The following is an 8,288-nucleotide window of genomic DNA, read 5'->3' as shown; positions in this document are numbered from 1 at the left end:
TGAAAGTATCTCTGATGGCAGAATCAACTGTGCCAATGCTAATAGTCCTTGATTGTTCATGGTACAAAGGTGCAAATTTTCTATAGAATTAAAGAATTTTCCCCCTGATTTATCGGGTGAGCCAATATATGAATAATAATGATACGACCGGTAGAAATTGAAAAAATCCTTATTTCATTGCTTCCGAAGACGCTGAATGAAATAAGGATTCTCAAGTGACTCGCATAGGATTCAAACCTATAACCTTCTGATCCGTAGTCAGATGCTCTATTCAGTTGAGCTAGCGAGCCAATCTGTAAATGAATTTGAATATTCAAGTGACTCCTAAAGGATTCAAACCTTTAACCTTCTGATCCGTAGTCAGATGCTCTATTCAGTTGAGCTAAGGAGCCAAGATATATTCTATTGCTATCTTCGAATGGTGACCGCGACAGGATTCAAACCTGTAACCGGCTGATCCGTAGTCAGCTACTCTATTCAGTTGAGCTACGCGGCCATTGTTTCGTGATTGCGAGTGCAAAGGTACGTTTTTGTTTTAAATATGCAAACGTTTCGACTACTTTTTTGCGAATTTAATCTAACATTTTTGGATTGAAGATCAGATAACCAATGTTTAAGCCAAAGTTGAAATTCTCCTTCGGATAACTGTATCCGTTGGCGTACAGACTGATACATAAGAATGGCAATTGCAATACGACCGCCGCTTCACCCATATAATTAAACGAGTGCAAAAACTTACCATAATGCGGGATTCCGACATATGGGTTGTTTTCCGGCACCGTCTTTTGTATTTCATAGAGCGGAGCGAAGCCATACATATCCAACCGGAAGTGCAGAAGCTTGCTTAACTTCAAGATCGGGGAAAGCCCGAAAGCCACATATTGGTTCGCCCGGAACGCCTCGTTGAATACAATCTCGCTATGGGGTGTCGGGGTAAACGCCGGGGCCTGTAATACGCTAGCCGTATAGTTATTCATGAGGTTCTTGCTGGATATGACCATTTCCGCCAAATAACCTAAGTTGAAACGGTTGCTCAGCGTCTGGTATTGGTTCCAGCGCCCTTTCAGTTGCAGCCAGCTATGCACTTTGCGACCAATCGGGGCTTCCGTCGTGGCGGAAGTGGGGGATGGAGTGTACTTCTCCGTACCGGTTACGTATTGGGCGATTAGGAATTGCTGCTTTCCGCTTATCGGGTATTGTTTGGCGTTGAGTGAGTTTTGCTCGATACTTAACGAACCGCTGAATAAATCGTACCAGCTATGGTCGAAAGAGGCGTTCGGGAAAGGTATCGTGGTGCTCTGCAAATAGAAATCGTTCAGCCGTCCGTAGGCGAACCCGATCTCCGCTTTCGCGTGGTTGAGAAAGGGGAAGCCTAATTTTAGTTTCATGTACAGTTCTTTCTGCTTAATCATGGCGGGCACTATATCCTCATAAAAGAGGGATTGGCTTTCCGTATATTTCTTGTCCGAGAAGACTCCTTGCCAATTTAAATAAGTGGGGATTTGCGTTTGCAGGTACATCCGGCCACTCAACATGACACCACTAAAGGAGTTACCCACTTGAAAGTTCGAGTTTACGTCGGCGGCGAACCGTCCCAGATATTGATACCCCAATCCTAGGTATAATTGATTCGCTTGATGAGACGATACGTTTCCACCGAAGCCAACCGTGATCTCTTCTTTCATCTTCACGTCCAGATAAAGATCGAATTTCTTCTCTTTCCGGTTATAAACGGCATGCGGCATGATTTCCCTAATCTTGGAATAGGTCAGCATCTTGAAATAAGCCCGCTTGAACTCTTCCATGGAGAATTCGTTATTGATATCCCTGTGTAATTGGGCCTCTATGTATTTACGCTGGGCCTCGGATACGCCCGTCACGTAAATATTACGGAAGATCAGCGGGGGAAGGTTCTCTTTATAGGCTTTTCTTCTTTCGGTAACCTCATTTAAAGGCACTTCCCGGGGAACCCGTTGCTTGATGGAGTCGATCATGGAAAGGGTACGTTTATACCCGATGTCCATAAGCTCCTTGCCTTTCTGGAAATCCAATAAGGAGACGGTGGGAAAACTGAATTTAATCATCATGCCATCTTCCTCCGGTACCTCGTAATCGGTCTTTTGCATGATCATGGTCTCGATCTGGTTATAAGGATTCTCCGAAGGCTTTTTATTCCCTCCCGATACCGTCGATCCGAAAATGAAATCCGGGTGGAACGCGTCTTTCATCGGGCCTACCGGGAAATTATCGTAGATACCTCCATCGAATAAAGGAATACTGTCTTTCCATATGGGCTGGAAGAAAAACGGGAAAGTCATGGAGGCACGTACGGCGTCTCCCAGATCCCCATTCTTAAAGATGATCGGCTTTTTAGTATATATATCCGAGGCCACGCAACGGAAAGGGACAAACAGGTTGTCGAAATTCCACCCCGCCTTTGCCGTCGCCTGCGAGAACAAGGCCATGAACGCCTGATTCATCTGTATGGGATTGATCAAGCTTTGCGGTAAGAAGCTAGCCTTGATCTGTAGGGAATCGGACATATCGATGGAGAAATGCGCGAATTCCGGGGTCGGGTAAGGCTCCTTGAAATAATAGGTATATTGCTCCTCCACCGTACCTGTTTGCCAATAGGCGAACTCCTTGGAAAGCATCAGCTCCAGCATCTCCTCGGGGGAATATCCCATGGCGTATAAACTACCGATAATCGCCCCGATGGAGGTACCGGTAATGTAATCGATCGGTATATTATTTTCTTCCAGCGCCTTGATCACTCCGATATGTGCCGCTCCTTTGGCACCGCCGCCACTGAGTACCAACCCTACTTTCTGGGCGGAAACAATCTGAATGGCAGCAAGGAATAAGGCTATGATAACGGTTATTTTCCTCATATGAACCCAATCTGTTTTTCTTCTCCAAATGTAAGAAGTATTTCTTTAGAAACATAAACATTTTGTTTTTTCGTATTGTTGAGTTATCAATACAATTAAAACAGATGATGTTATGAAAGAGAAAGAATTGAATAGGGAAGAGCGGAATAAGACCGTTATGGAGACCGGTGCTTTGGTCATGGCTGAGTTTTATGCGGATTGGTGCCCTCATTGCCAGAAAATGATGCCGATCGTGAAGGAGTTCAAGGAATTGGAGAAAGGAAAATTAGAAGTGGTACAAATCAATATCGAGGAGGAGAGCGCTCTTGCCGATTTGTATACGGTGGAATCGATTCCTACTTTTATCCTGCTACGGAAAGGGGAGGCTTTGTGGAGACAATCTGGCGAGATGAGCTTGGATAGGTTGCGGAAAGTGGTCGAGGATGTCGTGGGCTGAAACTAAAAAAACCGTTCCCCCGAGAAGGAACGGTTTTTTATATATGTGAGGATTGGTTTATCCGATCAGTTCTACGCTACGTTTGATGAATTGGCTTAAGGCCTCTCCCTTCAGCATACCGTTTCCTAACAAAGCAAGGTCGATCAACTGACTAACTGTCTTGTTCGTGCCGGCGTACTCGGCCAGAACTTGGTTGCGTTGCTCACGAAGCTCATCCAGCTTATGGTCGGTGTTGGTCATATCCTCTTTCTCTTGCGCCGTGATCTCATCTTCTTTCTTTTTGCTTTGAGCCTCACGTAAGTCGGCTTGACGAGCCTCCCATCCTTTGATATCGCTAAGGATCGGTTTTAACTTCTCGTCGCAAGCTTGCTCCTCTTCAGTTAATACTTTCTTGATCAACGGATGATCCGTATTCAATACGAAGTTGAAGCTATCCGGCATCTCGCCATAGAAAGACATACCCGGTTGCATAGCGGACATCTCACGCATTCTTCGCATATACTCGCTTTGTGTCAACATGACAGGGTTCGCGTTTTCGCCCAATGCCTCGAATGTTACGTAGAACTCGGTCTTGTTCAATTTCGGCATCTGACTCTTGAATACTTCCTGCATGGCCGTTTTCTGCTCCTCGCTCAAGGTTACCTTATTCGAGTCTTCCTTGCGGATCAGGTTATCGATCGTATCGCTATCCACACGAACGAAGCGGCTCTTCTCGAACTTCTGCTCCAATTGTCCGATCAAGTGTACATCCAATTGTCCGTCCATTTCCAAGACGCTGTAACCTTTGTCCTTTGCGGCTTGTATATAGCTGTATTGCTCGTCTTTATTGGTGGTATACAGATAGATTAAGTTACCCTCTTTGTCTGTCTGGTTGTCCTTGATTAAGTTCTTGTATTCCTCGAAAGTGAAGTATTTGCCTTCGACGTCCTTGAATAAGGCGAACTTAACCGCACGGTCGTAGAACTTCTCATCAGTCAACATACCATATTGGATGAATAGTTTCAAGCTATCCCATTTCTCCTCGAACTGCGGGCGGTCGTTCTTGAAGATCTCTTCCAAGCGGTCTGCCACCTTCTTGGTGATGTGGTTGGAGATCTTCTTCACGTTCTGATCGCTTTGCAAATAGGAACGGGATACGTTCAACGGGATATCCGGCGAATCCAATACACCATGCAATAATGTCAAGAACTCAGGAACGATACCCTCTACGGAATCCGTAACGAATACTTGATTGCAATATAACTGGATCTTGTTACGATGCAAGTCGATATTGCTCTTGATGCGAGGGAAATATAAGATACCGGTCAAGTTGAACGGATAGTCTACGTTCAAGTGAATCCAGAACAACGGCTCATCCGTCATAGGATATAAGTCACGATAGAACTTCTTGTAATCCTCGTCGGTCATATCGGCCGGTTTGCGAACCCATGCCGGTTTGGTGTCGTTGATTACGTTATCTTCGTCCGTATCTACATATTTGCCATCCTTCCACTCTTGCTTCTTGCCGAATGCGATAGGAACCGGTAAGAAACGGCAGTATTTTGTCAATAAGCCATTGATCTTATCCTTGTTCAAGAAATCTTTATTCTCGTCGTCTATATACAGGATAATATCGGTACCACGATCCTCTTTCGTCGTTTCCTCCAAGGAGTATTCCGGTGTACCGTCGCAGCTCCATTTCATGGGAACAGCGCCTTCTTTGTACGATTTCGTCACGATCTCTACTTTCTTGGAAACCATGAAAGAGGAGTAGAAACCAAGACCGAAGTGACCGATGATAGAAGCGGCGTCGTTCTTGTATTTCTCAACGAACTCCTCGGCGCCGGAGAAAGCGATCTGGTTGATGTACTTATCGATCTCCTCGGCTGTCATACCGATACCCCGGTCAGAGATCGTGATCGTTTTGTCATCGAACTTAACCTGTACGGTCAAATCGCCGAGTTCGCCTTTAAACTCGCCTACGGAAGAAAGCGTTTTTAACTTCTGGGTAGCGTCTACCGCATTAGAAACAAGTTCACGAAGGAAGATTTCGTGATCACTGTATAAGAACTTCTTGATAATCGGAAAGATGTTTTCCGATGTTACTCCGATGTTACCTTGTTTACTGCTCATAGTCTGAATATCTTATTATTTTTATTGTTATTTTGTGCGTATTCCTGATCCTGATCATTCTCAAGATCCGCCTATTCCTATACAAAACGAATGCCAAAATGTTTCGGATAAACTATAAATGACAAAAAGGCAGATGCCGGCTGATAGATTTGCAGCCGGGCATAGTTTGATCAAACCATATCATCTCCTGTCTTGGCGAATGTAACACGGATGGTTTTATGGAATGGGATAAAACGAGATACGATCGCTATGAATAAGGAGATGACTAATAAATACCCCAGTATCTCTTTTAACGCCAATAATAAGCTTTGTTGCTGTAACGTATTATAGAGTGTATTGGTAGCCATTTGCGCTGCCTCGTCGTAGGGATGCCCTTGGGTCAAGGCGTTGCCAAGCGCCTGATTATAGCGTGAGGCGGCTAGAGGATCGGCCAGCGTAACGGTTTCTGATAAGGAATACATATATTTTTGTTCCAAGCGATATAGTATATTACTGTAAAAAGAAGTCGCCATGATAGGGGATAGTACCGAACGGAAAATGATGAGAAAGAAAGCGTTTGACAATAAATATTTAGGATTTAAATCTTCCACGGCAAATAAGGCGAAAGCTATGATTAGAATCATCATGCCCAATCCCCTGAGGAATATAGGAAAGTAGAGCATCTCGTATCTGCTATCCGGTGAGATCCCGAAATAAAGGCTCCCGAAGAACAGGACGAAACAACTCATTCCTCCCGCTATCAAGAAACGAAACCGCCAACGTTGCCACCGGAACCACCAAAAACAGATGAACGCCCCCAAGACATATCCCGGAAGCAAATAAGTATAAAGGGAATAGGTATGGGTACTGTCTACCTTTAAGATACTGGTCAGGTAGCTGGTCAACAAGGTAGTCGAAGTACTGAAAAACATGACAAGCATCATATAGAAATAACCGATAATGGCTTTCGGCTGGTATAAAGGCGCCAGATTCACGTACGGACGTTCCGAATGATATTGATACCAAATAAATAAAGCGATCAATATCGGGGCGATCATGATATAAAGGCAAATCTTGGGGGATGCCATCCAGTCGAGTACTTTCCCGTAATTAATGACATACATAAGCATTAACAATCCGGTGGATATGATGAACATTTCCCGGATGTGTAGATCGGCCAAGGGGATGGACTTGATCGGCCGGTTATGGCGGAAGCAGATGATTACCACTACTATGGCCAATAAAATCATTAGCATCATGAAGTAATACATATATTTCCAGTCGTAATGGTAGGCTAACTGTGCGGTAACAAGCATGGACGCTTGTCCCCCTCCGAAAACAAAAGGATAGAAGTAGGAGTAGAATTGGCTACGTATATTTTTAGGGCTGAATATCTTTTGTGCGTACCGGATAAACCACAGCATGAGAAACCCTTTCAGGAAACCGATCGCGAAACTACAGACGATCAATATGTCGGCGTTCTGGGAGCGGGCACAGATCCAGCTTAAGAAGAACTGGGCGACTAAATTCGCTAACAATAAGAATTTTATAGAGAAGGCTTCTAATATCTTCGGAATAATCGGATAGGATACCGCCATTCCCGCCGCTGCCGCGTAATATCCCATGGTTATATCCTCGGTGTTCGTGCCTAGCGTGTTTGATACCTCCAGCATACTGCCGGTGTACGAACCGTTTAGCATCGTAACCGGAAGGATAACGATGAAGATGCAAATCAATCCTAACCAGTCCGGCACCCATTGGCGGATCGGTGCCCCAAGCTCTTTCATCGTGATCATTTGCGTAAGGCTTCTGTTTCAACCATCATGCCTGCTCTTAAGTATTGCGTATCTTCTTGCGATAGATTTTCCAAGTCTATCCGTACCGGGATACGTTGTTGTACCTTGACGAAGTTTCCGGCGGAATTGTCGGTCGGGACCAATGAGTATTTGGAGCCTGTGGCGTCGGAGATTGCGGTTACCTCCCCGTTGAATATCTTTCCCGGCAACGCGTCTACCTTGATACGTACTTTTTGCCCGATATAGATGTGGGGGATCTGGGTCTCCTTGTAATTGGCCGTGATCCATTTGTCTTTATCTCGTACGAGGTAGGATATCGTTTGTCCGGCTTGCACGTATTGTCCGGGCTCTAAGGTCCGTCTGCCTACATGACCGTCGTAAGGGGCGGTTATAACGGTATAGGAAAGGTTTAACCTCGCTAAATCCAGATCCGCTTCTTTTCGTAAGATCGCCGCCTCGGCTCCTGTTGTCTTCTTGCTGGTTTCGGTGAATTGGGAGAAAGCGGCTTTCTTTTGTTCCACCAACGCCTGATATCGGGCTTGCGCCGCCTCGAAAGCGGCTTTGGATTGCTCGTATTGTTGCTCGGGGACCGATTCTTCTTTCAGCAGCCGCTCAAATCGGTGATAATCCTGTTCCAGTTGCCAAAGCTTGGCTTTAGCCTCGGCGATGTTGGCGTCTTGTACGGCGATGTTCGTATGGGAGGTCTCGATACCGGAACGAAGTACGTCTTGTGATCCTTGGGCGTCGATCAACGCGGCCTCTGCCTCTTTTACCTTGATCCGATATTCCCGATCGTCCAGTATGAGAAGTGTGTCCCCTTGGTGAACGTACTGGTGTTCCTTGAAACGGACCTCTTTTATGTAGCCGGAGGCACGTATATTTAGTGGGGCGATATATTGGTCCACAAAGGCATCGTTTGTCACCTCATAATTGATGTAACGCCAGAAATAATTGGCTGTCCACCAAATGCCGGAACCGGCTAAAAGGATACATATGGAGTTTAATACTATATTCCGTGTCCTTACTTTCTTTAGTCTTTGATGTTTCTCTTTTAATTCGTTTGCCATAGTCGTT

At 45.2% G+C, this 8,288-nt stretch carries 5 protein-coding genes and 3 tRNA genes; 1 reads left to right on the top strand and 7 read right to left on the bottom strand.

All coding sequences use genetic code 11. The features are described 5' to 3' along the window. Positions 1 to 216: 216 nt before the first annotated feature. From NBH16_RS09180 to NBH16_RS09165, 4 genes are all read right to left on the bottom strand, one after another. Positions 217 to 290, bottom strand: a tRNA-Arg gene (locus NBH16_RS09180). 28 nt (positions 291 to 318) lie between these two features. Continuing rightward, positions 319 to 392: transfer RNA gene (locus tag NBH16_RS09175), tRNA-Arg, on the bottom strand. Between the two features lie 27 nt (positions 393 to 419). Further along, positions 420 to 496 (bottom strand) — tRNA-Arg (locus tag NBH16_RS09170). A 76-nt stretch (positions 497 to 572) separates the two neighbouring features. Further along, positions 573 to 2,891 (bottom strand): patatin-like phospholipase family protein, encoded by a 2,319-nt coding sequence (locus NBH16_RS09165; protein ID WP_057328350.1) that lies wholly within the window; start codon positions 2,889 to 2,891, stop codon positions 573 to 575. Positions 2,892 to 3,003: 112 nt separating this feature from the next. Between NBH16_RS09165 and NBH16_RS09160 the strand changes: the two genes are divergently transcribed. Continuing rightward, the gene (locus NBH16_RS09160) at positions 3,004 to 3,327 is read left to right on the top strand and encodes a thioredoxin family protein (RefSeq protein ID WP_005862963.1); all 324 of its coding nucleotides are present in this window, start codon (positions 3,004 to 3,006) and stop codon (positions 3,325 to 3,327) included. A 57-nt stretch (positions 3,328 to 3,384) separates the two neighbouring features. Here the strand turns inward: NBH16_RS09160 and htpG are convergent, their stop codons facing one another. The 3 genes from htpG to NBH16_RS09145 all read right to left on the bottom strand — a co-directional run bounded on the left by htpG (position 3,385) and on the right by NBH16_RS09145 (position 8,281). Continuing rightward, positions 3,385 to 5,439 (bottom strand): molecular chaperone HtpG, encoded by a 2,055-nt coding sequence (gene htpG, locus NBH16_RS09155; RefSeq protein WP_008779719.1) that lies wholly within the window; start codon positions 5,437 to 5,439, stop codon positions 3,385 to 3,387. A 170-nt stretch (positions 5,440 to 5,609) separates the two neighbouring features. Next, positions 5,610 to 7,214, bottom strand: coding sequence for an MFS transporter (locus tag NBH16_RS09150; protein WP_250788413.1), 1,605 nt, complete (start codon positions 7,212 to 7,214; stop codon positions 5,610 to 5,612). Beyond that, positions 7,211 to 8,281, bottom strand: coding sequence for an HlyD family secretion protein (locus NBH16_RS09145; protein WP_005862960.1), 1,071 nt, complete (start codon positions 8,279 to 8,281; stop codon positions 7,211 to 7,213). The genes NBH16_RS09150 and NBH16_RS09145 overlap by 4 nt, the downstream gene beginning before the upstream one ends. Positions 8,282 to 8,288 lie beyond the last annotated feature (7 nt).

This window comes from Parabacteroides sp. Y3-G-102, from assembly GCF_023656845.1.
Taxonomy (GTDB): domain Bacteria; phylum Bacteroidota; class Bacteroidia; order Bacteroidales; family Tannerellaceae; genus Parabacteroides; species Parabacteroides distasonis.
The sequence above is the reverse complement of the archived record's forward strand: the minus strand, read 5'-3'. Positions and strand labels throughout refer to the sequence as shown.

Bases quoted from the DNA above. Each gene is read 5' to 3' on its own strand.
- htpG (WP_008779719.1), bottom strand. From the start codon at position 5,439: ATGAGCAGTAAACAAGGTAACATCGGAGTAACATCGGAAAACATCTTT.
- NBH16_RS09150 (WP_250788413.1), bottom strand. From the start codon at position 7,214: ATGATCACGATGAAAGAGCTTGGGGCACCGATCCGCCAATGGGTGCCG.
- NBH16_RS09160 (WP_005862963.1), top strand. From the start codon at position 3,004: ATGAAAGAGAAAGAATTGAATAGGGAAGAGCGGAATAAGACCGTTATG.
- NBH16_RS09165 (WP_057328350.1), bottom strand. From the start codon at position 2,891: ATGAGGAAAATAACCGTTATCATAGCCTTATTCCTTGCTGCCATTCAG.
- NBH16_RS09145 (WP_005862960.1), bottom strand. From the start codon at position 8,281: ATGGCAAACGAATTAAAAGAGAAACATCAAAGACTAAAGAAAGTAAGG.